Source organism: Paraferrimonas sp. SM1919, assembly GCF_010993985.1.
GTDB lineage: Bacteria > Pseudomonadota > Gammaproteobacteria > Enterobacterales > Shewanellaceae > SM1919.
This window is the reverse complement of the sequence record NZ_WINH01000026.1, coordinates 17,539-43,130: the sequence shown is the minus strand read 5'-3', so window position 1 is coordinate 43,130 and position 25,592 is coordinate 17,539. Positions and strand designations below refer to the sequence as shown.

The 25,592-nt window shown below is 44.2% G+C and carries 19 protein-coding genes; 7 read left to right on the top strand and 12 right to left on the bottom strand.

Annotation, left to right across the window (positions count from 1 at the left end; all coding sequences use genetic code 11):
* The first annotated feature begins 4 nt into the window (after positions 1 to 4).
* Both GFB48_RS14740 and GFB48_RS14735 read left to right on the top strand, forming a co-directional pair.
* Entirely contained in the window at positions 5 to 583 is a 579-nt protein-coding gene (locus tag GFB48_RS14740) for a hypothetical protein (RefSeq protein WP_163937431.1), read from the top strand.
* Between the two features lie 148 nt (positions 584 to 731).
* Positions 732 to 1,376, top strand: coding sequence for an NAD(P)H-binding protein (locus GFB48_RS14735; protein WP_163937428.1), 645 nt, complete (start codon positions 732 to 734; stop codon positions 1,374 to 1,376).
* Between the two features lie 382 nt (positions 1,377 to 1,758).
* Here the strand turns inward: GFB48_RS14735 and pulA are convergent, their stop codons facing one another.
* A complete protein-coding gene (pulA, locus tag GFB48_RS14730) occupies positions 1,759 to 6,147 on the bottom strand; it encodes a pullulanase-type alpha-1,6-glucosidase (RefSeq protein WP_163937425.1) in 4,389 nt (1,462 codons plus the stop codon).
* Between the two features lie 57 nt (positions 6,148 to 6,204).
* On the bottom strand, positions 6,205 to 9,078 hold the full coding sequence (locus GFB48_RS14725; protein WP_163937423.1) for a TonB-dependent receptor: 2,874 nt from the start codon (positions 9,076 to 9,078) through the stop codon (positions 6,205 to 6,207).
* Between the two features lie 324 nt (positions 9,079 to 9,402).
* Here GFB48_RS14725 and GFB48_RS14720 point away from each other — a divergent pair, with 324 nt between their 5' ends.
* The 4 genes from GFB48_RS14720 to GFB48_RS14705 all read left to right on the top strand — a co-directional run bounded on the left by GFB48_RS14720 (position 9,403) and on the right by GFB48_RS14705 (position 15,851).
* A complete protein-coding gene (locus GFB48_RS14720; RefSeq protein WP_163937420.1) occupies positions 9,403 to 12,135 on the top strand; it encodes a TonB-dependent receptor in 2,733 nt (910 codons plus the stop codon).
* 65 nt (positions 12,136 to 12,200) lie between these two features.
* Positions 12,201 to 13,658, top strand: coding sequence for a tryptophan halogenase family protein (locus GFB48_RS14715; RefSeq protein WP_163937417.1), 1,458 nt, complete (start codon positions 12,201 to 12,203; stop codon positions 13,656 to 13,658).
* Between the two features lie 7 nt (positions 13,659 to 13,665).
* Positions 13,666 to 15,129, top strand: a complete 1,464-nt coding sequence (gene glpK, locus GFB48_RS14710) for a glycerol kinase GlpK (protein ID WP_163937414.1) — start codon at positions 13,666 to 13,668, stop codon at positions 15,127 to 15,129.
* A gap of 86 nt (positions 15,130 to 15,215) precedes the next feature.
* The gene (locus GFB48_RS14705; protein WP_163937411.1) at positions 15,216 to 15,851 is read left to right on the top strand and encodes a peptidylprolyl isomerase; all 636 of its coding nucleotides are present in this window, start codon (positions 15,216 to 15,218) and stop codon (positions 15,849 to 15,851) included.
* A gap of 64 nt (positions 15,852 to 15,915) precedes the next feature.
* Here the strand turns inward: GFB48_RS14705 and deoD are convergent, their stop codons facing one another.
* From deoD to trmJ, 10 genes are all read right to left on the bottom strand, one after another.
* Entirely contained in the window at positions 15,916 to 16,638 is a 723-nt protein-coding gene (gene deoD, locus GFB48_RS14700; protein WP_163937408.1) for a purine-nucleoside phosphorylase, read from the bottom strand.
* Between the two features lie 10 nt (positions 16,639 to 16,648).
* Positions 16,649 to 17,875 (bottom strand): NupC/NupG family nucleoside CNT transporter, encoded by a 1,227-nt coding sequence (locus GFB48_RS14695; RefSeq protein ID WP_163937405.1) that lies wholly within the window; start codon positions 17,873 to 17,875, stop codon positions 16,649 to 16,651.
* 456 nt (positions 17,876 to 18,331) lie between these two features.
* Positions 18,332 to 18,670 carry an ISC system 2Fe-2S type ferredoxin gene (fdx, locus tag GFB48_RS14690; protein WP_163937402.1) on the bottom strand — a complete coding sequence of 113 codons (339 nt, stop codon included), beginning with the start codon at positions 18,668 to 18,670 and terminating at the stop codon, positions 18,332 to 18,334.
* A gap of 12 nt (positions 18,671 to 18,682) precedes the next feature.
* The gene (hscA, locus tag GFB48_RS14685; RefSeq protein ID WP_163937399.1) at positions 18,683 to 20,530 is read right to left on the bottom strand and encodes a Fe-S protein assembly chaperone HscA; all 1,848 of its coding nucleotides are present in this window, start codon (positions 20,528 to 20,530) and stop codon (positions 18,683 to 18,685) included.
* An 8-nt stretch (positions 20,531 to 20,538) separates the two neighbouring features.
* Positions 20,539 to 21,051: a co-chaperone HscB gene (gene hscB, locus GFB48_RS14680; protein ID WP_163937396.1), complete on the bottom strand. Its 513-nt coding sequence runs from the start codon at positions 21,049 to 21,051 to the stop codon at positions 20,539 to 20,541.
* A 6-nt stretch (positions 21,052 to 21,057) separates the two neighbouring features.
* A complete protein-coding gene (gene iscA, locus GFB48_RS14675; RefSeq protein ID WP_163937393.1) occupies positions 21,058 to 21,381 on the bottom strand; it encodes an iron-sulfur cluster assembly protein IscA in 324 nt (107 codons plus the stop codon).
* A 15-nt stretch (positions 21,382 to 21,396) separates the two neighbouring features.
* Positions 21,397 to 21,780 (bottom strand): Fe-S cluster assembly scaffold IscU, encoded by a 384-nt coding sequence (iscU, locus tag GFB48_RS14670; RefSeq protein ID WP_163937390.1) that lies wholly within the window; start codon positions 21,778 to 21,780, stop codon positions 21,397 to 21,399.
* A gap of 27 nt (positions 21,781 to 21,807) precedes the next feature.
* Positions 21,808 to 23,022, bottom strand: a complete 1,215-nt coding sequence (locus tag GFB48_RS14665) for an IscS subfamily cysteine desulfurase (RefSeq protein WP_163937387.1) — start codon at positions 23,020 to 23,022, stop codon at positions 21,808 to 21,810.
* A gap of 66 nt (positions 23,023 to 23,088) precedes the next feature.
* Positions 23,089 to 23,562 (bottom strand): Fe-S cluster assembly transcriptional regulator IscR, encoded by a 474-nt coding sequence (gene iscR / locus GFB48_RS14660; RefSeq protein ID WP_163937384.1) that lies wholly within the window; start codon positions 23,560 to 23,562, stop codon positions 23,089 to 23,091.
* A gap of 277 nt (positions 23,563 to 23,839) precedes the next feature.
* On the bottom strand, positions 23,840 to 24,580 hold the full coding sequence (gene trmJ, locus GFB48_RS14655) for a tRNA (cytosine(32)/uridine(32)-2'-O)-methyltransferase TrmJ (protein ID WP_163937382.1): 741 nt from the start codon (positions 24,578 to 24,580) through the stop codon (positions 23,840 to 23,842).
* Between the two features lie 142 nt (positions 24,581 to 24,722).
* Here trmJ and suhB point away from each other — a divergent pair, with 142 nt between their 5' ends.
* Entirely contained in the window at positions 24,723 to 25,526 is an 804-nt protein-coding gene (gene suhB, locus GFB48_RS14650) for an inositol-1-monophosphatase (RefSeq protein ID WP_163937378.1), read from the top strand.
* Positions 25,527 to 25,592: the final 66 nt, after the last annotated feature.

Sequence of the window (25,592 nt, the reverse complement as noted above, 5' to 3'; positions counted from 1 at the left end):
TCGTATGAAAACAATAATGAAGATTGCCGCATTAACGGCAGCCGTTGCCAGCTTAAGTGCTTGTCACACCCACACCAACCCACAAACCGACTTTATGGCTAAGCTAAATGCCCTTTGTGGTCAAAGCTTTGAAGGTAAAGTCGTGACGACTGATAAGGCCGACTCTGGTTTTGCCAGTGAACGCCTAGTCATGCATGTAAAAGAATGTTCAACTGAACGTATGGCGATCCCATTTAATGTGGGTGAAAACCGTTCTCGCACTTGGTTAATCACCAAAACTGACAATGGTTTACGTTTAAAGCATGATCACCGCCATGAAGATGGCAGTCATGACGAAGTTACCATGTACGGCGGCGATACTGAAACCCTGGGTAGTGCCAACAAGCAATCTTTCCCTGTGGATCAGTTCTCTATTGATATGTTTAATAAAACGGGCTTAACGGCCTCGGTGACCAACGTTTGGCATGTCCATATTGATGACAACACCTTTAGCTATCAGCTTACCCGTGAGAACCGTAACTTTAAGGTCGACTTTGACTTAAGCCAACCTGTGGCTACCCCCGCGGCGTCTTGGGGCCATTAATAAAATATAGGGCTTGGCTTGAGCCATCGAACTCACAAAACCGCGCCCTTCCCTTTCACATATCATCCTCGCCTGTCGCTTGTACAGTATTGCACCCCTGTCATAGCGCAGGCACAATATCTGCACCCACTGGTAAATTGGAAAAAACATGACCATTGCAATTGTTATCGGCGCAAGCGGTGCTGTAGGTAAAAGTCTTACCAAACAACTCTCTACACACCCTCAGTTTAATAAAGTCATTGCGGTGACTCGTAGACCAATTGATTATGCTAGCCCCAAAATCATTAATATGGTCATTGATGATTTCAAGCAGCTAGATAAAGCGTTAGCAGCAACCAACGCGGATTGTCTATTTTGCGCTTTAGGCACCACTAAAAAAATCGCTGGCTCTATTGCAGCACAAAGAAAAGTGGATGTGGACTTAGCAACCTTAAGCGCCACTATCGCTAAAGATATTGGCATAAATCACTTTTTATTAGTCTCTTCACTAGGAGCAGACCACAACAGCAATAACGCTTATTTAAAAATGAAAGGTGAATTAGAAAATAATATCAAGCAGCTTAATTTCAATAAAACCACGATTGTTCGACCTTCATTACTACTCGCACGCAATCGAGCCGATAACAGAATAGGGGAAACTTTAGGGACTATTTTTATGCCACTAATTTGTAAATTGCCAGGACTAAGAAAATACGCCCCCGTTGCTGTTTCCGCTGTGGCAGCAACACTAATAAAACAAGCGGTAGAGCAATCCCTCCCCCTTGAGATCATAGAATCAAAACATATTCAATGATCTTACAGACCTAAAAAAACAGCCTCACCTTAATGGTGGGCTGCTAACAGGTTAGATGCCATTGGCAAAAAATAATTCACTTACAATTAGTATAGACAGCTTTGATTATAAAAGTTCCTAATAGAACAAACTTTGTTCAAAAAAGAATGAATCAATCATCAACCCATTGCCAGTAAGCCCTCAAAAAAAACCGCTAGGCACTTGGCATAGCGGCGGTACAAAACACACAAAGGTGCTAACATAAAGGGGAATGTTAGCAACATTTATAACGCTCTCCACGGTAAAAGGATCACCGGCCGCATAGTTTTTGATCAAGCCAGTACAAAAAAACCGCCAAATTGCTTTGGCGGTTGCAGTTTGTCGACAGTGTGGCTAACACTTGCTAGTTTTGAGTCACCGTTAATTTCATATCAGCCTTATTAAAGCCGCTAAGAGTAAAGGTATAACTGCCAGCGGTAGCGACATCAATGCTAAGGTTAGCAGGATTGGCGCCATGCGCGACGGCTATCGCTTGCCCCAACTCAACATCAACGGTTCCTGCAGCACCAATATTATTGGTACTCCAGTCCGCTGAAGCAAACTTAAATTGGTATGATTGTGCCGCCAAGGTGGTGGTTACCGAATAACGATAAAAGCCGCTTTCAGTTAATTTAAACTGATCCGTAACATCACCCCAGCTGGTCATTTCACCACGTAAATAGATTGGCGTACCCGCAAAAGGATCGGCATTATAAACTGCCGCTTTTGGTGTTGCTCTATCAGAGTAATCTAAAACAAAGGTATAATCACCATCCACATCTGGGGTGAAGCTTAGGTTTCCAGCTCCGCTGACAAGCTCTGTCTCAGCTGCTAGAGTGATCATACCGTTATCTGCGCCCCAATTGACAGGCCCCCAATCGGCATCAGCAAACTTAAACTGATAAGTTTGACCAGCTGTTAATGAAGCTTTTGTGGAATAAACCCCGTTAACATGATGCACCAATGCATAATTAATATCATTACTCCAACCATTCATATCACCTTTTAAGTAGACAGTGGTATCGGCGTAGAGATCTTCAAAATACACTGAGATAGTCGGTGCCGCTGGATCAATGGCATTAACATTCACCACATAGCGACCGGCCTTGGCTGCATTAAAGAACAAGTTAGCACCGCCTGGGGCCATGGTCACCACATCGCCTTCACCAAAGTTACTGACACTGCCACCACCGAAGTCAACGGTAGACCAATCAGCTGATGCGAACTTAAACTCATTATCACCCACGTTAAATTGGGTGATCACTTGATAAATACCACCACCAATATAACTGAACTCAATATTTTCGTTCCAAACGCCTTCAGGCAAATTACCTTTTAGGTAGACTCCTGTCGAACCATATGGCACGACATCTGGCGCACCAGCGGTAACATCAGCAGCAAGTCCATAGCCTTGCGCTAAACCTTGGGGTTTAACAAATACCGCAGTGGTGTAGGCAGGTACGCTAAAGGTACCGTTGTCGTTGTCTTCATCACGGCTGAAGCTTGATGATTGTACCGTTGCATCAAAACTCATTTGCTGAGTCGCGTGCAGCTCGAAGCCAGCAGCGGTCGCAACCGTGTGGCTTTGCTCATTTGCAGTGGCGTTCACCACTACTACCATAGCGTCTAGGTTAGCATCTAAGTCAGCTAAATCTGCGCCATCATCAATGCTCATCACAATCAGACCATGGGTTTGGTTTTTACCAATATTATGGAAACCTACACGGTCAATAATGTCTTGGGCAGTAGTTAAACGCAGCAGTGGACTTTGGCTACGAATGCTCAGTAACTCATTAAATACATTAGATGCAAAATCAATCTCAGCATAACCCACCTTAGCGTATGGGTTTGAGTTCATTGTATGCATGTAAGCGTACTTTTCTTGGTTATCTTGGGCTAATGGCAAGCCAATGTCCCAGTTATTGGTTGCTTTAGTGAAATCCACATAGTTAAACCAATCGCCAGCATCATAGGAGTTACGGTCTAACGACTTAGAACGAATCAAGTCCCCCCCCATTTGTAAGAAAGGAATTCCCTGACTCACCAGTGGTAAGGTCGCCGCAATATTTTGCATGCGAACACGCTCATCCATGCCTAGGCCAAAAGGCATAATGTACTGCAGTTTATCCCACAGGGTTTCATTATCGTGCTTAGATACATAGTTAATGGTATCAGCAGGGTCTAGGGTGTAACCCGTTTCCTGACTATCCCAACGGAATGCCGTCGCTTTAGCTTGGTTACCGTTAGCATCCATTAAGATGTAATCTTGTAAGCTACCTGCCATAGCAATACGTAGATTGTCTTGCTCACGAATATCAGCATCAACGTCACGGGCTGCCTCTTTCACTTCGCCATCTTGGTTTTCCATGTTGATTGCGACAGGGAATAAATGGCCACGACGAATAGTTTCACGGAAACGGTCGTTAAAGGTACCCACTTCTGTACCAGCCATATCTTGCTGTTTAGCTTGAACAAATAGTGAGTTGTTTGCTACCTCGCCAAAGTTCCAACCCTCGCCATAGAAGTAGTTGTCTGCATCTACTGCCCATACAGCATCACGCGCGGCCAATATGGCATCCTTAGGAATATGACCCATGATGTCAAAACGGAAACCGTCATAGCCGTATTCTTTAGCGAAGTGCACTAAAGAGTCTGACATTAGTTTTGCCATCATCTTATTTTCAGGCGCAGTATTTTCACAACAAGTCGAACGCTCAAGACCCCCCGCTTGGTTGTATCTGTGGTAGTAACCCGGTACGACTTTATCCAGTACTGAGTTGTCCCATAGACCTGAAGTGCTGGTATGGTTGTACACCACATCAAGCACCACTCGTAGACCAATTTCATGCAGTGATTGGTTCATTGAACGCAATTCTTTTACGCGAGCAACACCTTCAGAAGATGAAGCATAGCTGCCCTCTGGGGCAAAGAAGTGCTTAGGATCGTAACCCCAGTTAAAGCCATCTAAACCACGCATTGCTTCAACAATCTCTTGGGCACTGCCATGCATATCATAGCTAGGTAAACCAGTTAAGATATCGATAATTTGAGAGCCTTGATCATGCTTAGCACAAAGCTCTTCATTATCAATTTGCGCACATAGCTCACCGAATGTTGAGGTTAGCTCAATGCGCTTAGACTCATCTTCTTCAATGGAAGATATGTCATTAACTGGTAAGACTTGGAAGTGAGTTAAACCATTATCCGCAAGGGTTTTAAGATGCTGCATAGGGGCAGAATCTTGCTCGGTAAAGGCTAAATACTTACCACGATTGGCTTCAGTAGTAGACTCATCACGTACTGAGAAGTCTCGCACATGGCCTTCGTAAATCACCATGTCCTCTGGTGCGTTTACGGTAGGTACCATGTGGTCATCCCAACCATCAGGTTTGGTTTCATCGCTGCTTAAATTCACTAGCTGCGAGTACATGCCATTGGTAGATACGTTCACCGAATATGGATCTGAGGTAAGCAGGGTTTGTAACTGCTCAGTCTCATGGTGGTAAACGGCAACTTCATACTGGTAATACAGCCCATCGTTACTCGCATCTAGTGTGGTTGACCAAATACCTGTAGCCGCATCTTCAGTTAATGCAACTGAGGCGGTTTCGTTTTTGGCGGCATCAAACAGTTTTACCGCAACCGATTGTGCGGTAGGAGCCCACAACTTCAGCTCGATTCCGGCATCGCCATAAATCACCCCAAGCTGGGCTTCATCGGCGTCATCTTCGCCCATGGTATATAAGCTATCCAGTAGCTTAGCTTGCTGCACATAGGTAGCATAAATCGGTGCATTATCAGCATCAAAGCCGGCAACCATTAGCTGGCCTTTTGCCGCCGCTTTTGCTTGTTCCGCAGTTAAACCCGTTGAGTATGCTGGCCAGCTTTGCATTCCAGGTACACGCGCTTGCTGCTCCTCTGTTAAAGAGGTTTGAGCGAGCACAACGCGCTCACCACCAGTGATATTGTCTGGATCAACATCTATAGTAATATCAGCATTTTGAGCATGTATTAGCTGTAATGATGCAATGAAGCCATTTTCTGGATTGACCAAAATCGTATCGGCATCCAGCCAATAGGCGGAACGGCCAGAAATGGACAGTGGCGGCGTACCAAGGCTTACCACAGGGTATTCAAACACACTTGAATTACCATGGAAGGTCCAATTCATTCGTACAGCACGTTCATCGTCTTGCATTAATGGCATTTTCAGGTCGTTATTCCCCAACGCCTTTTCATCACCATCGTGAATAATGAAGTTGGCACAATCACTGTAACCGTCTTTTAGCTCTAGGATCCAGTAAGCACCATAATTCGCATCAACGCCATCAATTTTATGACCGTTATTCCAATCAGTGGCATCGAACGGCGCGGCATAAGCGTCACAAGCATCATTGTTCCATGTATGCAGCTCAAAGCGAGTATATTCAGGATTGCCGGCTTCATTAGCTGTAAGTTCGTTGTTGTAATACAGCACCGCTTGATTAGGCCCTGGTTTAAATACTGGCTCCGGTGCCGTCTCATCAAAGCCAACAATACAAGCTTCATTCTTCTCATCAGGCACCGTTGGTACTGGACATTCAATAGGTTTCGGGTCGACGCACTCAGTTCCCGCACTATTAGGAACCATAGGAACATCACAGGTCAAAAGTTCCACAGCCTGTTGTTCGTTATCTGAACCACCGCAAGCCGTTAGTCCAAATACTGCCAATGTCAGGGCAGTAAATTTATATAAAGTTGAGACACGCTTCATTAGAAAGCTCCTTGTTCTCGTTTTTTATTCATTAACTAATTAATCGTTTTAGTTAGCTTAGAAATTGATATTGGTGCCTAAGTAGAACTGACGACCGAAGTACTGCAGAGTACCGGTACGAGATTCACTACCGAAATATGAACGAGTCGGCTCATCCGTTAAGTTATTCACTTGGAACAACACGCCAACATTGTCATTGATCTGGTAAGAGGCTTGGTAATCCAATACTGTCTCAGGGGCAAAGTTGACAATTTGTTCGTTAATTGCCACTTGCTCAGACACAAACTCACTACGATAGCGGACTGATAAACGGGTATCGAAACCTTGGTAGCTATAGAAGAATGAGCCATTAGCAACATGCTTAGATAAACCTGGTAGGGTTTGTTTTAAGCTTAAATTGCCGGATTCATTGACCATTTCAACTTCGGACTCAGTTAGCGAGTAACCCGCCGTTAAACCAAGGCCGGCAAACGGCTCAGGCAGGAAGGTAAAGATATGGGTGTACGCCAACTCTAAGCCACGAATGTAACCACCTTCAGCGTTGTTAACTGCAGTAGTGTAAATCCCGTTTTCGGTTGGCGTCTCTACGCCACTTTCAGGATCAATTACATAATCAGGAACGTTAAAGCCATTGCCCTTAAAATCATAATCTTCAATGGATACCGTCTGAATAAAGCTATTAATATTTTTGTAGAACAGGGCTGCCACTAAGGCGCCGCCTTCAAAGTAATGCTCTAAAGAAATATCGTATTGATCAGCATAGAAAGGTTTTAAATAAGGGTTATTAGTACTCGAACCATTAATAATGCCATCATCATTGGCAGAAGCACTAATATCTCCTGCTAAACGGTTGATTGGTGGACGAGACATGACCTTCGCAGCAGCAAAGCGTAGCTGTAGATCGTCCATTAGGGCAAAATTCAAGTTCACACTTGGTAAGTAGTCGGTATATTCTTCGCCTTTGATCGTTGGTGCATACAGACTATTAACAATACCGTTTTCATCCATAATGTATTGGGCACCAAGGCTTGGATCACCATCAACGTTTTCTAACATTGTCGCTTTCTGATCGGTATCCACTCGACGTAAACCGATATTACCAGTCCAAGCTAAGTCCCCAATTTCACCGTCCAAATTAACCATTACATAGCTTGATAGTACTTTTTCAAATACATCGCCCGATTGCAGTACTGACCAGGAATAGTTGGTGGTGTATCCCATAGGGTCGTTAACGCCATTGGCATTACCCCAGGTTTGCACCGGTTGTGGCACACCTTGTGGGAACCAAGCATTTAATGCTGAATCAAGATCGATCGCTAGGTATGATGGGAAGTGAGCAAAGTCGCCTGACCAATCCACTTGAGTCACCATATCTTCAGTTAACTGCAGTGGCGGTTGGCTTGATGAGAAGTCACCATCGTTGCCATATTCAAACACTGAGCGATCATTAGAATATTCACGATCTGAATAACGCACCCCAAACTCAACAGAGGCAATCGGACCAAGCTCTAAATCCCACTGAAAGTCAGCGCGATAGGCATTTAATTTATCTTCATTTAGATAAGGATAAATACCATACTTACTGACCATGACTTTATTAATGTCAGCAAAATAATCCCTTTGGGAAAAACCAACATCCGGCAAATCTAAGCCATTAAGCTTATAGTTAATGCTGACATTGGTGTCTAGTTGCGGGACTTGGGCATTAGCATCTTCAGCCACGAGTGACCAAAGCAGGCCATTTCTAAAATCAGACTTAGCTGAAGAGTGGGACACATCGAAATTGGCACGGAAAGTATCAGTAATTTGCCAATCGGCATTAATACCTAAACTGTTAACTTCATCCTTGTCCTGGTTATCGTCATTAACGATTTCAACTCGAGTCCAACCATTGGTAGTGCGACCAAAGTTGCCCCCAATCACTACGTTGTCATCAATAATTGGGTTGGAAATAGCGGCAGTATCACCACCAAGTTTCACCCTAAAACCACGGGCAAACGCTTCTGAATCAAAACGAGAAATAAAGGCATCGGCTTTTAAGTTAAAGTTATCTACGGGTTGCCATTCAATCGCCCCCATATAACCATTACGAGTTTCAACACCACCTAAATGCTGCATCTCAAAGCCTTCAGAAACAAACTCATGGTTTTCTTTTTGTTCAGGACCCTGCATGTCATTGGCAATGCCATCGACATCTTTTGTAGCATTATAATGCAGACCGATAAACTGGGTAGCAACACTGGGCTGGTACAAGCGAGCATAACCAACGGCAACCCCAAGGGTATCTTCTAGGAACTTACCTTGGTAAGAAAAGCTGGCACGATGGCCCCACTTCTCAGCACCATAGACTTCATCGGCACGGTCATTGGTCATGCCACGCAGGTTAGCGACGAATTTATGATTATCCTCTAAATCGAGCGGACTGGCGGTTTTTAGCTCAACCGTACCCGCAACACCACCTTCAATTAGCGATGCCTTTGGAGATTTGTATACCGAAGCAGCGGAGATCAATTCCGATGGGTATTGGTCAAACTCAATAGAACGCGAACCAGAGGTAGACACCTGCTCACGGCCATTTAAGGTTGAGAAAACAAAGCCACCAGACATACCACGAATGTTAATTTGCGCGGCCTGACCACCGGTACGTACCGCGGAAATACCGGGTAGTCGAGTAAGCGCATCCGCCATGGATACATCAGGTAGTGCACCTAAGTCATCGGCCGATAACTCTTCTGATACCACATCGGCAAATCGTTTTGCGTTAATCGAATCCACTAAGGAGCGACTGAAACCTTTCACTTCAATCACTTCCATTTGTTCTGCTTCGACTGGAGACTGTTCAACTTCAGGCTCTGCTGCCATTGCCGGTAACGACAGTGCACCAGCAGCAAATAAGCCTAAGGTTAACTTATTAGCTTTAAAGTAGGTCATATTAATTTCCCTATTAATGTCACTTGGACGGTTTTGGTGAACCCAGTGAATACTTCAAAAGATTACCCATCCCTCAAAAGCTAACAACTGATTAACAAACCAACAACTGCATGCATACGTATTCATCAATTTAACTCACGCATTAATTGAATAAATTGTGATTATTCAAGGTGTAATCTGTTGCTATTTAGCCTACAAATGTTATGAATACGTATGCATAAGATTGATTCATCTTATACATGATGTTGATAATGCTTTACGCCATTGTTAAGTAAAAAAATAAGGCATGGCGAATAACCATCATAATTTTAAAAGGGAAGCGTGATGAATAAATTTAAACTGAGTGCTCTAACCAGTGCACTACTAGTTGCTGGCATGCAAAATGCTTTTGCCGCTGAAGAAGCAAATACCGCAGTTCAAGCTCAAGAAGAAGTAGAAGTTATTGAAGTAAAAGGTTTCCGCCGCTCACTTCAAGCGTCACAAGCGGAGAAAATGGCCAATGATTCAATCGTTGAAGCGATTTCTGCTGAAGATATCGGCAAACTGCCAGACGTTTCAATTGCTGAGTCTTTAGCACGTCTACCTGGTGTTGCCGCGCAGCGTCTTGATGGCCGCGCCAATGTTATTTCTATTCGTGGTTTAGGTCCTGATTTTACTACCGCCACCCTTAATGGTCGTGAACAAACCACTGTTAACGACAACCGTGGTGTTGAATTTGATCAATACCCTTCAGAATTACTCAACGAAGTTGTTGTTTATAAAAGTTCTGACGCATCCTTAATGACCCAAGCCGTTGGCGGAGTGGTTGACATGCGTACCATTTCTCCACTCGCCCACGGTGAACAAACTGTCGCCGTTAACGTGCGTGGTGAATACAATGACTTAGGTGCCTTAAATGCAGGTACAGAAAACACCGGCTACCGTGCCAGTGTTTCTTATATCGACCAATTTATGAATGACACCCTAGGTGTCGCCATTGGTTATTCAAAAATGAGCTCACCAAACCAAGAGGAACGTTGGCAAGCTTGGGGTTACCCAGAGCTCGATTACGATGCAGCCAACCCACTTGTTCTTGGTGGTGCTAAGCCTTATGTTCGTTCAAGCGAACTTGAGCGTGATGGTGTAATGGCCGTGCTAGAATGGGCGCCAAATGAGCAATTCACTTCGACTTTTGACCTGTTTTACACTAAGTTCCAAGATGAGCAAGTATTACGTGGTATCGAAATCCCAGGTATGTGGGGTGCCGGCTGGGCGAACACTGGTATCACCGCTATCGAAGATGATGGTCAATTAGTGACTGCTGGCATTATTAATAATGCGGCGGTTGTTGTTCGTAACGATGTTAATTTACGTCAAGCCGATACAACCGCAGTAGGTTGGAATAACCAATTTATTGTTAATAACAACCTAACCCTAATGGCTGATGTATCGCTATCTCAAACTAACCGTAAAGACTGGGGTCTAGAAACTTACTCAGGTACCGGTCGTGGCACAGGCAACGGTGCTGTCGATAATCTTGGTTTTGCAATGACTGGCCCTGGTGGTGCTATGTTTAGCCATAATCTGGACTATTCAGATCCTAGCCTAATCAAGCTTGGCGGCGCCTTCAGCTGGGGTAACGGTGTAACCGTACCTAGTGACGGTCAAGACGGTTTCATCAACACCCCAGAAATTGAAGACACTCTTCAAGCCATTCGCTTAGGGGCTAACTACGCCTTTGATGACGCTTTCGTTAGCTCTGTAGATTTAGGTGTTAACTACTCAGACCGTCATAAGAAAAAGCGTGATGAAGGTTTCTTCTTAACGCTTAAAAACTACCCTGATATGTTAGAAGTACCTGCAGAGTACCTACTAGAGCCGACTTCTCTTGATTTCATCGGCATGGGTAACATGTTAAGCTACGATGCAATGGGTCTATACCGTTCTGGTATCTACACAGAGACTTCAGAGAATGCAACCGTTGCCTCTCGTGCTAACAACAGCTGGGATGTATACGAAAAAGTAGCCACGGTATTTGCTAAAGCCAACCTTGATACTTATCTTGGAGATGTTCGCTTAAGTGGTAACATTGGTCTTCAAGCAATCCACACCGATCAAAGCTCAGACGGTACCGCTATCGAAATCAAAGACGGCTTAGTAACCAAAACGCCAAACTTCTCACAAGACAAGTACTGGGAACTATTACCAAGCACCAACTTAAACTTTGATTTAACTGAAACCCAAAAGGTTCGTGTCGGTGTTGGTCGCACTATGTCTCGTGCACGCTTGGATGATCTTAACTCAAACATCAACCTAAGCTACAACCAAAACCCTGGTGCAGGCGATCCAAACTTTACGGGCTCAGTAGGCAACACCGCTCTGAAGCCTTGGATGGCTTGGAACTACGATATCAGCTATGAAAACTACATCGGTGAATCAAGCTACTTTGCGGTTGCCGCCTTCTACAAAAACCTAGAGAACTACATCTTTAAGCAAGTAGAATTCGTTGACCTAACTGGTGTTATCGACATCCCTGATGGCGCTTCTCCAATTGGTCGTTTTGATTCACCACAAAATGGTGATGGCGGTTATGTTAAAGGTATTGAAGCTTCTTTCACTCTAAGTGGCGCTCTAATTCATGATGCATTATCAGGCTTTGGTTTCATTGCCAACGGTACCATGACTGACTCAGAAGTGAAAGAGACACCAGAAAGCGATCCATACCAGCTTCCAGGGCTATCTGATCGAACCTTCAACGCTACTTTCTTCTATGAAGATTACGGCTTCAATGCACGTATCAGCTCACGTTACCGTAGCGACTTCCTAGGTGAAGTCACTGCGATAAGCTTAACTCGTCAGCTGGTTAACGTGAAAGCAGAAACCGTAGTTGATGCGCAATTAGGCTACGACTTCAGCGAAAGCGGTATTGCGTCACTTGATGGTCTGTCAGTAATGTTCCAGGTAAACAACTTAACCAACGAACCATTCACGACTTACCTAGATGGTAATAAGTCATTAGTTCGTGATTACCAAAACTACGGCCGTAACTTTATGTTCGGTGCGAACTACAAATTCTAATTAGAATTTGAGATGATTAAGCCTCAGCTCATTAGCTGAGGCTTTTTTTTAGGATAAAAATAATAATGAAAAATATCGTCATCGTCGGCGGTGGTACATCTGGATGGATGACAGCTGCCATGCTCAGTAAAGTATTAGGCACGCAAATTAATATCACCCTAATACAGTCTAAAGAGATCGCTACCATTGGTGTTGGAGAAGCAAGCATTCCGCCCCTTGTCAGCTTTAATCAATCTTTAGGCATTGACGATAAAACCTTTATCAAAGCCACCCAAGGCAGCTTTAAATTGGCCATTTGTTTCGATGGCTGGAAACAACCACAACATCGTTATTATCACGCTTTCGGAGAGATTGGGCATCAAGTCGGTTTGTCTCCTTTTCACCATATCGCCAGTGCCAATGCTCGCTCAATTTGGGATTTTTCTGTCACCTCAAAAATGTGTGATACTAATAAAATGGCCATTAGCGCTAACCTAGCCGGCACCCCCATAAAAGGCCCTAGCCACGCCTACCATTTTGATGCTGGGCTGTATGCGCAGTTACTACAGCAACAATGCCAAAATGACATCCAGTTAATTGAGGCCACCATTAGTGAAGTCAAACTCAGTGACGATGGAGCAATTACTTCGGTAATTACTGAGCAAGGACAAATCAGTGGCGACCTCTTTATTGATTGCTCCGGTTTTAAGGGCTTATTAATCAAACAAGCCCTCAAGCAAGGGTTTGAAAGCTACGCCAACTGGTTACCAACCGACAGAGCCATCGCCCTGCCCTCAAAAGCATTAGCGCCGCTACCAAATTACACCGAGTCTACCGTACATCAGGCAGGTTGGATGTGGCAAATACCACTGCAACATCGTACCGGCAATGGCATCATCTATAGCTCTAAACATATGGATGATGAGCAAGCCTTACAGACACTGCTCAATAAAGTTGGCGAACAAAATGTAATCGGTAAACCTAATTTTATTAAGTTTACCCCAGGTCGAACCGCTAAACAGTGGCATAAAAACTGTATTGCAATTGGCTTGTCTTCTGGCTTTTTAGAGCCATTAGAGTCAACCAGTATTCATCTGGTGCAAAGTGCTATTTTACGTTTATTAAAGCTGTTCCCAAGGGATAATAATTATCAGCTTTTACAAGAAGAATATAACCAACAGTCGCAAATCGAGTTTGAACACATACGAGACTTTATTATTCTGCATTATCACTTAAACCAGCGTACAGAACCCATGTGGCAAGCTTGTCAGAACATGGCGATTCCGACTGCACTTGCCCATAAGATTGCCCTTTACCAAGCCAGTGGAGAAATTCATGGTAGCAGTGAAGACTTATTCTCTTTACCTGCATGGTTGCAAGTGATAGCTGGACAGTCACAGCAAAGCACCCGCTATAATCCGAGTGTGGACATGATGTCCAAGGAACAACAACGACAGTTATTGACGGATATTAATAATATCCAAGCCAAGGCTTGTCAAAGCATGCCAAATCATCTAGATTTTCTAAATAAAATAATGAATTAGGTTTACTATGAGCATAGCCATAGCCGTTGATCAAGGCACCACCAGTTCCCGTGCCATTGCTTTTAAAGCCGATGGCACGATTGTTGCCAGTCACTCTCAGCCTTTAGCGTGTCATTACCCACATCCAGGTTGGGTCGAACAAGATGCCAATGAATTGTGGCAGGGTCAGCGCCATTGTTTACAATTTTTAGTCGAAAATCATGATCTTGATGGCCAGCAACAATTCTCTGTAGGGATCACTAATCAAAGGGAAACAACCATTATCTGGGATGCCACCACGGGGATCCCCATCGGCCCCGCTATCGTATGGCAATGCCGCCGCTCTGCCAGCTATTGTGATGCCTTAGATTTCAAACAAAAGTTAATGATCCGAGAAAAAACCGGTTTAGTTGCAGACGCTTATTTTTCTGCCACTAAAATTCGCTGGTTGTTGGATAATATTGAAGGCGCTCAAGCCCTGGCTGAACAGGGACAGCTAAGATTCGGCACCGTAGATACTTGGTTAATGTGGAACCTAAGCGATGGTCAAAGCCACATTACCGATGCCACCAATGCCAGTCGCACCATGTTATACAACATCCATCAACACTGCTGGGACAATGAACTGCTGGCTTTATTTAATATTCCTGCATCATTACTGCCAGAGGTCGTTGCATCTGGCGGTTTGCATTGTACTTTTGAGCATCAAGGTAAGCAGCTTCAGTTTGGCGCGATTATTGGCGATCAGCAAGCGGCGTTGTATGGACAAGAATGTACCGAAGCTGGATTGGCTAAGAACACCTATGGCACAGGTTGCTTTATGTTGATGCACACTGGTAACCAAGCTATCGAATCGAATCATGGCTTATTGACCACGGTTGCCCTTAATAGCGATGGCAGTAATGGCTATGCTTTAGAAGGTTCAGTATTCATGGCTGGGGCGACGATGCAATGGTTAAGAGATGAACTGGGTATCATTGCAGATTTGCAAGAATCCAGCGAGATTGCCGCTGGATTAGAATCTAACCTTGGGGTTTATTTGATCCCCGCCTTTACGGGTATGGGTGCCCCCCATTGGCAGCAAGATTGCAGTGCCAGTATCGTTGGATTAACCCGAGGCAGCAACAAAAACCACCTGATCCGAGCGGGCTTAGAATCCATAGCCCACCAAAGTGCTGATGTCATCGCGGCGATGACAAATGATTTACATTCGGTTATCAAAACGTTAAAAGTGGACGGTGGTGCCAGTAATAATGAGTTTCTGATGCAATTCCAGGCAGATCTACTCGATTGCCAAGTGATCAAGCCCTATGTCAGTGAAATCACTGCTTTCGGCGCAGCTAAGCTTGCCGCTCTAAGTCTGGGACAATGGCAATCAGAGCAAATAAACATCGAAATCAATAATCGCTACCAGCCAAAGCTTGATGCTGTTAAAGTTAGAACATTAAGGCATGAATGGCTCCGGGCATTACAGCACTGCCTTAATTATTAATAATAATAAATTTCGCTCTTAACTTATGCGAGTAAAGCAATCATCCGCCTGTACTTGATAAGTCTATTTGCCATGGAAGTTGATGTATGAAAAAGTTACTCCCGATTTATGCCGCTTTATTTTTAGCAGCATGTGGTGGTTCTGATGATGTAGATGAGCCCCAACCAACCCCTCCAGTTCCCAAAGTTGAAATGAACATTGATGTTTGCTACTTGATGCAGACTTCTATGGGTGATATTACCTTTGGACTGGATAAATTAAATGCGCCAAACACCAGTGATAACTTTGAAAAGTATATTGAAGTAAACCATTACGATGGTCTAATCTTCCATCGAGTTATCGAGAACTTTGTGGTACAAGGCGGTGGCTATAATCAAAATTATGAGCCTGTAGAGACCTTTGCTCCAATTGCCAATGAAGCCAATAATGGTTTATCAAATTTACGCGGTACTTTTGCTATGGCTCGAACCAATCAGCCTCATTCAGCAACCGCACAATTTTATATTAACCACCAAGATAACCGCAGCTTAGATTATTCAAGCGACTTACCAAATTCTTGGGGTGAGTATCCAGGTTACGGTTATGCCGTATTTGGTCAGGTGCTTACTGGTATGGATATCGTTGATCAAATGGCTCAAGTTGAAGTGGATTATTGGAACCTGCCAACCACCAATATCGTGATCGAAACGATTTACCCAATTGATTGCCCTAGTGCTGAATAACTCCTAGCACGGTACCTACAAAAATGCCCAGTACGTCTACTGGGCATTTTTTATCTATTATATATTAAGCTGTTGCTTGATCGTGCATCAGCACAGCGTCAAGGGTAAGTTTAATCATGTCATTGAGCGTCTTTTGACGGTCTTCCGCGCTTAGGTGCTGACCTAAGGTTAGGTGATCGGTTACTGTCATCATTGCCATGGCTTTAATGCCATGCTCAACCGCCACACCGTAAAGGCCGGCGGCTTCCATTTCTACCCCTAGGATGCCGTATTTTTCCATATTGTCATAACGACCATCTTCTGGTGCGTAGAACAGATCTGAAGAATACATGTTACCGACGTGGTAGTTAATGTTGTGCTTTTCGGCTGAGTCTACACAGCTGCGCAGTAAGCCGAAGTCAGCAATCATAGCAAAATCAGTATTTGGGAAGCGCATGCGATTCACACCTGAATCCGTTGATGCCCCCATGGCCATGACAATGTCCATCAGCTTGATGTCTTTGCTCATGGCACCGCAAGAACCGATGCGGATAATCTTTTGCACACCATAGTCTTTTACTAACTCTTTTGCATAAATAGAGATAGAAGGAATACCCATACCTGAACCCATGACCGAGATACGACGACCTTGGTATTCACCGGTATAACCGAGCATATTACGCACGTCACAGACTTGTACGGCGTTATCTAAAAAGTTTTCAGCAATGTACTTAGCGCGGAGTGGATCACCCGGCATAATAACCAGATCAGCAAAGGCACCTTGTGGAGCGTTAATATGTGGAGTCATAATTTTTTCCTTATGCACCAAGAGTAAATAGGAGACCGGCAACCGTACCGCTCATTAAGTTTGCTAAGGCAGCAGCAATAAGGGCTCGCATGCCAAGGCGAGTAATGTCATCACGACGCTTTGGAGCGAGAGCAGCTAGGCCACCAATAACCATCGCCAATGAACCAAAGTTAGCAAAACCACAAAGTGCAAATGAGATGATGACTTGAGTCTTTGGTGAAAGTTCTTCTGCCACCTTAATGTAGTCCATGTAAGCCACGAACTCGTTAATAATCATTTTTTGGCCAATAAAAGAAGCGGCCTGTGTCGCTTCAGCCCAAGGCACACCCATTAACCAAGCAAGCGGTGCCAATGCCCAACCTAAGATGGCTTGAATGGTGACACCTTCATAACCGAATAATTCGCCAATATTGCCAATTAAACCGTTACCCATGGCCATTAAGCTCACAAATGACAGTAATAATGCCGCAACAATTGCAACCTGTTGCATGCCCATGATTGAACCATTAGAAATAGCCTCAATAACCGTTTTAGGTTGATCTTCCTGGGAATCGACAATTTTGTTGATGTCTTGGTTAGGCGTTTCAGTTTCTGGATACATAAGCTTAGCGAATAATAAACCCGCTGGCGCAGTCATAAACACGGCGGTAAGCACATATTTAACGTCAACACCTAGGCTAATGTAGCCCACCATAGTGCCACCAGCAACCGAAGCAAGACCGCCAGTCATCACCGCAAATAGCTCTGAGCGAGTCATGGTATTAATAAATGGACGTACCATAGAAGGTGCTTCAATTGGACCAACAAAAATGTTTGCCGTTGCCGATAAACTTTCTGCACGACTGGTGCCTAATAACTTGCGTAAGCCACCGCCGATAACCGCAATCACCTTCTGCATAATGCCGAAATAGTATAGAAGTGAAATCAATGCACCGATGAAAATCACTACACAAAGCACGTTAATAACGAAGATGAAACCTTGGCTAAATTTAGCGAGATCACCAAAAACAAAAGCTAAGCCCTCATTTGAGTAACCAATCACCCCCATCACCCCCTGAGAGATGCTATCGAGTATTGATTGCCCCATTGGCACATACATCACAAAAGCACCAAAAGCGACTTGGAACAATAATGCTAAACCAACGGTTCTTATATTGATTGACTTGCGATCGTTAGACAAAAGCACAGCTAAAGCAATGAGTGCTGCCATACCTAATAAACTGATGAAAACTTCCATACATTTTTACCTGTTAAAGCGGGAACTGAGGCCAGTGTATGAAGTTTGCTGAGCAACACATGTGAGCGGGTTCACAAGTTTCCAACTAGGGATGAAAAATTCCTTTTTAATTGCCAGCGATAACATTAACTTAACGCAAGTTAACCAACCGGCTTACAAGGGCCGTACGCGCCCACTTAGATTGGATCATAACGGCAACATATAAGGTAAGTAAATGCCAGCATAGGGAACCAAAATCCCCATCAGCAATCGGAAACTGACCAACGAAAATGTAATTAAATTACAGTGTGAAATGGGTGTTTCAGTGCTTTAGCTATGGTTATTCCCTAAAACCCCAAGCTAAAGTGTGAGTAAAGCGAACATTAGCCACTGACATCAACCCAGCGCCCCCACCCTTAACCAGCCCCAATAAAAAAGCCCTGTCGACTGACAGGGCTTGGCAACTAAAAGGGTTGCTTAGTGGTTTTCACTCACCATATTAATGGTGTATTTAGGAATTTCGACCACTAAGTCTTCATCGGCTACCCTTGCTTGGCATGATAGACGACTTTCAGGCTCTAAGCCCCATGCTTTGTCTAGCATGTCGTCTTCCAGCTCGTCAGATTCTTCCAGTGAATCAAAGCCTTCTCTGACCACTACGTGACAAGTCGTACAAGCACACACCTTTTCACAGGCATGCTCAATATGTATGCCGTTCTTAAAGGCGACATCAATAATAAGCTCGCCCTTTTCAGCTTCGGCTACAGCGCCATCTGGACAATGCTCTTCATGGGGTAGAAAGATAACTTGAGGCATATTAGGTATCCGTTAAATTTGGTCTACATTGTGACCGGTTAATGCTTGTTTTATCGAGTTTTCCATTCTCAATGCGGCAAACTCGGTACTTTGTTTATCTAGCTGTTCAATAGCCGTTTTAATGGCTTTGCCATCTTCGGCTTGGGCAATCTTGGCTAACTGCTCAAGGGCAAGGGTTAATTCTTCCACCTGCTGCTGAGGTAACAAATTGCCATCTTCTTTTAAAGCAATGGTTAACGATTCAATGACTCGCTGGGCTTCCACTCTTTGTTCAAGCAGCATACGCTTTTCAATGTCTTGTTTGGCATTATCCATCGACGCTTTAAGCATATCGGTAATTTCGTTATCAGAAAGACCAAAAGAAGGTTTAACTTCAATGCTTGATTGCACCCCTGAAGTTTTTTCCATGGCAGTAACGCTCAGAAGTCCATCCGCATCCACTTGGAAGGTCACACGAATAACCGCCGTACCCGCCGCCATCGCTGGAATGCCCCTAAGCTCAAACTTAGCTAATGAACGACAATCGCTGACCAACTCACGTTCACCTTGTACCACATGGATAGCCATCGCCGTTTGCCCATCTTTAAAGGTGGTAAACTCCTGGGCGCGGGCCACAGGGATAGTGGTATTGCGAGAAATCACTTTCTCACTCAAGCCACCCATGGTTTCCAGCCCCAAAGACAATGGAATGACGTCGAGCAGTAACAAATCTGAATCAGGCTTATTACCGACCAAGATATCCGCTTGAATCGAGGCGCCAATGGCAACCACTCGGTCAGGATCAATCGAGGTTAGAGGCTCTGACTTAAAAAACAGCTCAACTTGCTCACGCACTAATGGGACACGGGTTGAACCCCCTACCATCACCACTTCATTGACATCAGCAATAGTGACATCCGCATCTCGTAGGGCTTTACGACAACTGCGAATAGTGCTCTTAACTAAATCACTGATCAAGCGTTCAAATTGTGCCTTAGTCACGGTCAGGGTTTGGCCTGCAACCGTGACTTGGGTTTGCTCATCCGCCGATAACGCTTCTTTAGCAGAGCGGGCAGCCATTAATAGCTCACGTTGCAGTGAAGCATCAATGTCCGTTAAGGCTAATTCACTAATAAAGTATTGGCTTAGGGCATGGTCAAAATCGTCACCGCCCAAAGCCGAATCCCCACCAGTGGCTAATACTTCAAATACCCCACGATTTAAACGCAGAATCGAAATATCAAAGGTACCGCCACCTAAGTCATAAACGGCAATCACACCTTCTTGACCGGAATCTAAACCGTAGGCAATGGCCGCTGCAGTAGGCTCGTTTAATAGGCGTAACACTTTTAGCCCAGCTAACTCAGCGGCATCTTTAGTGCCAGCTCGTTGGGCATCATCAAAATAGGCAGGAACCGTAATCACCGCACCGGATAGTTCACCACCTAGGGTTTCTTCCGCGCGTCGTTTTAATGGCTTTAAAATTTCTGCCGAAGCCGCAATCGCATTGACTTTACCTTGGACGGTTTCAAACAGTGGTAAACCATTGTCAGAAGCAACCAGCTGATAAGGTAAATCTGGGTAGCGTGCGCTTACATCCGCTAAAGAGCGACCCATAAAGCGCTTTACTGACACGAGCGTATTGCTCGGATCACTAATGGCGTGTTGTACTGCACTGTAACCCACGGTTACCGAATCTTGTTGATAACGGACGACAGAGGGCAGTGAGTGACGACCTTGCTCATCAGCAAGGGTGGAGGCTTCGCCGCTGCGCACTGCAGCGACGAGAGAATTTGTGGTACCTAAATCAATACCAACGGCCAATTTGTGGGCATGGGGTGCCGCACTTTGGCCTGGTTCAGCAATTTGCAGTAATGCCATAATATTTTTTAATCAATGAGATCATCTTCAAGTGTACGTAATTGTTCACTCAGTTTCGCCATAAATTTTAGCTTAGGTAAAATGGCTTGGGCATCTAAATAGGATTGGTTGGCAAGTAATCGCTCAACATCTTTAATCATCTGAGCTTGCTGCTCAGCAATCGTATCTTGTAATTCATACAAGCTATCTTCATCATGATTGCTGTTAATGTCTTCAATTTCTTCTTGCCACAGCATTTGTTGCATTAAAAATGCTGTATCCCTAATGGTTTTGCTTTCATCCACAAGCTCAATGCCGGCCAGCTCTATAAGGTGCTCAGCGCGCTTGATGGGTGATTTTAAACGCTCAAAGGCATCGTTAATCTGCGCGGCTTTTTGCATCGCAAACCGTTGCTCAGCTTCGGAGCCATTAGCAAACTTATCGGGATGAACACTTTTTTGCAGCTCTAGATAGTGCTTTGATAACTGGCCTAGATCAATGTTAAAAGTTTGTTCTAGACCAAAAATTTCAAAGTAATTCATGACTGTTTAGACCGTGAAGCTTTCGCCACAACCGCATTCACCGTTGGCATTTGGGTTGCTAAATTTAAAACCTTCATTTAAGCCTTCTTTGACATAGTCAAGCTCGGTCCCTTGTAGGTAAACCACACTTTTAGCATCGATAACGATATTGATGCCATCTATATCAAACACTTCATCATCGATGTTCTTTTCATCAACAAATTCCATGACGTAAGCCAAACCAGAACAACCAGAGGTTCTAACGCCTAAACGTAAACCTAAACCTGTACCGCGGTTCTCTAGGAATGATCTTACGTGTGAAGCAGCAGCTTCTGTCATGGTTACGGCCATTTACTTCTCCAAGCCTTATTTAGTTTGCTTTGCTTTATAATCATCAACGGCTGCTTTAATAGCATCTTCCGCTAGGATTGAACAATGGATCTTAACAGGAGGCAGCGCTAATTCCTCGGCAATGTCTGTATTTTTGATCTTCATCGCTTCATCAACGCTTTTGCCCTTTACCCACTCAGTAACTAATGAGCTTGAAGCAATGGCACTGCCACAACCGTAAGTTTTAAAGCGAGCGTCTTCAATAATGCCTTGATCGTCGATTTTTAATTGTAGTTTCATCACGTCACCACATGCGGGTGCGCCTACCATGCCTGTGGCAACTTGAGGATCATCTTTCGCAAACGCGCCAACGTTACGAGGGTTTTCATAATGATCGATTACTTTTTCACTGTAAGCCATTTTCTAATACTCCAAATTCATCCGAAATTAGTGGTGTGCCCACTCTACCTTGCTAAGGTCAACGCCATCTTTAAACATTTCCCAAAGCGGTGACATTTCACGTAAACCATCAATCGATTTATGAATCGTTTCAATTGCATAATCAATTTCTTCTTCGGTAGTGAAACGACCTACTGAAAAACGAATAGAACTGTGTGCTAATTCGTCGTTTAAGCCTAGTGCACGTAATACGTAGCTTGGCTCAAGACTTGCTGAAGTACATGCCGAACCAGAAGATACCGCTAAGTCTTTAAGCGCCATCATTAGTGATTCACCTTCAACAAAGTTAAAGCTGATGTTTAGGTTACCAGGGAAGCGTTGCTCCATGTCACCGTTCACATAAGTTTCTTCGATATCTTTAATACCGTTGTATAGCTTGTCACGGAGCATTCTTAGACGCTCGTTCTCTGCTGCCATTTCTTCTTTTGCAATGCGCGCGGCCTCACCAAAACCAACTATCTGGTGGGTGGCTAAGGTGCCACTACGCATACCACGCTCATGGCCACCACCGTGCATTTGCGCTTCTAGGCGGATACGCGGCTTACGACGTACGTATAGGGCACCAATACCCTTAGGGCCGTACATCTTATGGGCAGAAATAGAGATCAGGTCGACTTTCATTGCCTGTACATCTAGCTCAACCTTACCTGCACTTTGGGCAGCATCGGTATGGAAGATGATCTTGCGGCTACGACAGAACTCGCCTAAAGCCGCAACGTCTTGAATTACGCCAACTTCATTGTTCACGTGCATAATCGACACCAAAATAGTGTCTTCACGTACGGCGGCTTCTAGCATTTCTACAGAGATTAAGCCTGAAGCAGCTGGCTCAAGGTAAGTCACCTCAAAGCCTTCACGCTCTAGTTGACGACAGGTATCTAAAACGGCTTTGTGCTCAGTTTTAGCAGTAATGATGTGCTTACCTTTATTTTTATAAAAGTGAGCAACACCTTTGATGGCAAGGTTATCTGACTCAGTCGCACCTGAGGTTAATACGATCTCACGAGGGTCGGCATTGATCAGTTCTGCAATCTGATTACGGGCAATATCTACTGCCTCTTCAGCTTGCCAGCCAAAGCGATGTGAACGAGATGCTGGATTGCCAAAATTACCATCTAAGGTAAGACACTCGGCCATCTTTTGAGCCACACGAGGGTCCATAGGGCAAGTTGCTGCATAATCAAGATAGATTGGTAACTTCATTGATTTCTCCGTACTGGCTTATTCGTTAAGCAAACTGCGTACTTTTAAAATTTGCTAAATTAAAACTTATACATTTACATGGATGCGCTGTGGGGCGGTATTAAGCAATTTATCTTGCTCGCTGGCTATCGCCTGCACATCTCTTTTTTCCATTAAATCCGCAAGACTGATGCCATCTAGGAAATCACTAATACGTTGACTTAGGTCACCCCAAAGTGAATGGGTCAAACAACGACCACCATTTTGGCAGTTGCCTTTTCCCTGACAGCGGGTAGCATCAACGCTTTCGTTTACGGCATAAACGACATTAGAGATACTAATCTCAGCAGCATCTTTACCTAAACGGTAACCGCCACCTGGTCCTCTAATCGAGCACACTAGGCCATTCTTGCGAAGCTTGGCGAATAATTGTTCTAAATAGGACAGTGAAATACCCTGGCGTTCCGAAATATCAGCCAATGGCACGGGTCCATGGGGAGCATGGATTGCTACATCAAGCATGGCGGTGACGGCATAACGCCCTTTTGAAGTCAGTTTCATAGTACTTCGCCCTATTAAAAGATGTCGCCATTTGACCATACCCGACTAAAACAGTCAAGTATTTAACCTACTAAATTACTCAAGTATTAATTGTTACCGTAAAATCGGCTGAATGGATTAATCTTGGAGGGTGGCGACTCTCTAAAAATTGGCGGCTATTGTCCTTGTTTCTGTGACTAGAATCAAACCTTTTGCTTGAATTTGTCTAGTTCACACACAAATAAATGCATTTTTGTAACAACATCAAAAAAGCAACCGCCAATTTTAACAAATTGAGCTATTTATCCACTCGTGTTTGGCCACGAGCGGTTCTATCAATAGAACTTAAGATACCGCGTAAAATGTTCATTTCAGGTGCTTCGACCCTAATTCGGTTAAATAAACGGCGCAGTTTATTCATTACCTGACCTGGGTGGGCTTTCACAATAAAACCGGTTTTTAATAGGCTTTGCTCTAGGTGAGTGTAAAAGCGCTCCATACCTTCAGAGTCTACGTAATCCACCTCTGACTCAACCACTGGCTTATCAACAGTTTCTAGATAAGCACAACGCATTTCATAACATAGAATTTGCACCGCTTGGGCAAGGTTCAAGCTTGAGTATTCCGGGTTGGCCTCAATACACACATGGTAATTAGCCAGTTGCAATTCTTCATTAGACAAGCCATTACTTTCACGACCAAAAATGATTGCTACCTTGCCTTTAGCAGCCTCAGCCATGGTTTGACGTCCAGATTCTCTTGGGGTCAACACTGGCCAATCCAAAGTACGATTGCGAGCACTGCAGGCCATGACCAACTGACAATCACTGATGGCTTGTTCTAAGCTGTCGACAATTTGAGTATTTTTGAGAATATCAGAGGCCCCAGCAGCCAAAGCAATCGACTTACCGTCAATTTCAGCTTTGGGCTGTACCAACACTAAATTACTCAATCCCATGGTTTTCATCGCCCTAGCGGCTGAACCAATATTTCCAGAATGCGTAGTTCCTACTAAAATTACTTTGATTTGGTCTAACATTATTGAGTCACTGTACTGAATCACAAATTTACTAAGATCGTAACACAGCTTACGCCCTAACGTTTAGTTCCTTGCTAAAAGAATCTTTTCTGTTAGAATCGCCGCCGCTAAAACGTTCTTTGACAACTTAAAGGTAATTTTCATGCTGCCAATGATGACCATTGCGGTTCGTGCTGCTCGTAACGCAGGCAATCTAATCGCACGCGCTTTTGAAGAAAGCGATAAAGTAGAAGTACAATCTAAAGGTTTAAACGACTTTGTTACTAACATTGACAAAGCCGCTGAAGAAAAAATTATTGAGACGATCCGTAAGTCTTACCCAGATCATTCAATCGTTGGTGAAGAACTTGGCCAAAACCAAGGCAGTGATACAGATTACCTTTGGGTTATCGATCCCCTAGATGGTACTGCTAACTTTGTTCGCGGTATTCCTCACTTTGCGGTTTCTATCGCACTTAAAGTAAAAGGCAAAACCGAAGTTGCTGTTGTTTACGATCCAATTCGTGACGAACTATTCTCTGCCCTGCGTGGCCGTGGTGCACAACTAAACGGTTTCCGTATTCGTGCATCTGAAGTGAAAGATCTTGATGGTACCATTATTAGTACTGGTTTCCCTTTCAAGAACCGTCAGCACAGCGAAACTTACCTACACCTTATCAACGAAATGTTTAGCCATGTTGGCGACTTCCGTCGCTCAGGTTCTGCTGCTCTAGATCTTGCTTATGTTGCTGCGGGTCGTCATGACGGTCACTTTGAGATTGGCCTTAAGCCTTGGGATATCGCAGCTGGCGACCTTATTGCCCGTGAAGCAGGCGCAACCGTTACTGACTTCGTTGGTGGTCACGATTACATGAACTCTGGCAACATTGTCGCTGGTAGTCCAAAAGCGACCTTAGGTCTGTTAAAAGTAATGCGTCCATTACTTTCAGAGGCGCTAAAGCGCTAAGATTGACAACGTAACCTTAATTCAGAAGAACAAATTGCTCACCAACAGTGACGACCTTCTAAGTTC